The 1,979-nt window shown below is 73.3% G+C and carries 2 protein-coding genes and 1 pseudogene; 1 reads left to right on the top strand and 2 read right to left on the bottom strand.

All coding sequences use genetic code 11. From position 1 onward, the window contains the following. A pseudogene (locus CCN39_RS46220) lies at positions 1-216 on the top strand (esterase); the annotation flags it as partial. Between the two features lie 23 nt (positions 217-239). Here CCN39_RS46220 and CCN39_RS46215 read toward each other — a convergent pair. Next, the gene (locus CCN39_RS46215) at positions 240-1,124 is read right to left on the bottom strand and encodes a S1 family peptidase (RefSeq protein ID WP_086853352.1); all 885 of its coding nucleotides are present in this window, start codon (positions 1,122-1,124) and stop codon (positions 240-242) included. Between the two features lie 110 nt (positions 1,125-1,234). Next, positions 1,235-1,979 (bottom strand): beta-xylosidase family glycoside hydrolase (locus CCN39_RS46210; RefSeq protein WP_491844441.1); only part of this gene is annotated, 745 nt, incomplete at its 5' end.

Genomic DNA, 1,979 nt, shown 5'->3' with positions numbered 1-1,979 from the left:
TGCCACAGCGCATCGGCGGCCTTCCTCGCGGCGGGCACGGGAGCGCCCGGCGACGTCGCCGACGCACGCCGGATCGGCGAGGCGTTCCGGTCACGGGGTCAGCAGGCGGCGGTGCACACCGTGGACGGCTTCGGCCACACCTGGCGCACGGCCCGGGCGACCCTCCCGCACCTGCTCGCCTTCGCGGCCGGAGTGTTCCAGCAGAGCCCGTCGTGAATGCTGAGGCGGGATGCCCGGGGTCAGCCGCCGATGCGGGCGCCGACCGCGGCCAGCGCCGTGGTCACCGGCTGGAAGAACGTCACGCCGCCCACGCGGCAGTTGCCGCTGCCGCCCGAGGTGATGCCGATCGCGCTGCCGTCGCCGGAGAACAGGGACCCGCCGCTGTCGCCCGGCTCCGCGCACACCGTCGTCTGGATCAGGCCGGTGACGCGGCCCTCGGGGTAGTTGACCGTGGCGTTCAAGGCCGTCACCCGGCCGCTGTGCAGGCCCGTGGTGCTGCCCATCCGGGAGACCTGCTGGTTGACCTGGGCCGCGGCCGCGCGGGCGATCGCCACCGTCCGGCCGCCGCCGGTGTCGACGGTGCTGGGGGCGTTGGTCGCGGCGTTGTCGTAGGCCAGCAGGGCGAAGTCGCCGTTGCCCGGGAACGTCGACTGCTTGAGGGTGGCCACCGGCCGCCCGCCCTGGCTCAGCGACCACTGGCGGCCGGCGGCGGCGCAGTGGCCGGCCGTGAGGATGCCGGGGCCGCTGTTCGTCGTCACGTTGAAGCCGAGCGAGCAGCGCGCGCCGCCGGCGAAGATCGCGTCGCCGCCCTCGGCGAACAGGCTGAGCACGCCGGGCGTCCGCTCGATGCGCACCGCTTTGCCGCGGGTCGCCGCCACCAGGCTGTCCCACTTGGCGCCCTGGACCGTGCTGTCGGCGGTGACGACCGTTTCGCCGGTCCCCGCGTCGACCGCCCACGCCGTACCGGTGATGGCCTGCGCCGAGGCAGCCGAACCGGCCTCGGTGCCGGCGTTGCCCGCGGCGTTCGCCTGGGGGAGGGCGATGGCCGCGGTGCCGGCGGCCAGGACGGCGGCCGCCGCGGCCAGGATCTTGCCTCGGCTGATCTTCCTGTGTCGCGAGCGCATGGCGGGTGACCTCCGTAGCCGTTGATCCACTTCCTGTAGTGGAGCACGGCCCGGCCGGGTGTCCGGTTCACCGGGCCCGGCGAGCAGCCGGGCCCGGCGAAGGTCCCCGGTTATGGCGTTGTCAGGTCGAATCGCTGGAGGGTGACCGAGCCGCCGAGCGCCTGGGTGGCGTGGTTGAAGACGGCGAACCGGTAACCCATGAAGAACTGCCAGGCGTTGTTCAGGGTGAACGCCGTGCCCAGCGGCGTGAAGTTCACGCCGTCGGTGCTGTAGGAGAACCGGGCCTGGCGTCCGGTGCCGGGACGGATGTCGGCGGTGGCGCGCAGCCAGATCCTGCTGCCGGACAAGGCGGCGCTGGCCACCTCCGTCCCGGTGCCGGTCGTGTTCCAGCTGCCGTCCATGGTCAGGCCGTTGACCATGACCACCCGGTTGCGGCCGCCGTCCCGTTTGACCCCGATGTACGCCGAGGAGTCGCGCAGCATCGCCAGCCCGGTCCGGTCGCCGTCGCGCATCGACGTCAGGTCGAGCGTGGCGGTGCCGGTGGAGCTGGGCCCCTGGATCCGGCGGGTGACGGTGTTGCGGGCGGAGTACAGGTCGTTGGTGACCGTCGCCGTCGACAGCTTGAGCCCGTTCCCGACGGAGAACTTGGTCGTGTCGGGGTTGTGGTTCCACTCCCACTGCGGGCTCAGCGCCGGGCCGGGGAAGGTGTCGGTGCCGGTCATCGGCTCGACCTGACGCGGTGGTGGCGGCAGGTTCGGTTTCGGGTAGGTCGTGCCCCAGCGGCCGTTGACCGTCTGGAGTTTCGGCCAGCCGTCGGCCGTCCAGGTGACCGGGGCGAGCGCGGGGACGCGGCCG

The sequence above is a fragment of the Amycolatopsis kentuckyensis genome (assembly GCF_002155975.1).
Taxonomy (GTDB): Bacteria; Actinomycetota; Actinomycetes; order Mycobacteriales; family Pseudonocardiaceae; genus Amycolatopsis; species Amycolatopsis kentuckyensis.
Note: the sequence above shows the minus strand (reverse complement) of the source record. Positions and strands in the feature narration are given on the sequence as shown.

Bases quoted from the DNA above. Each gene is read 5' to 3' on its own strand.
- CCN39_RS46215 (WP_086853352.1), bottom strand. From the start codon at position 1,124: ATGCGCTCGCGACACAGGAAGATCAGCCGAGGCAAGATCCTGGCCGCG.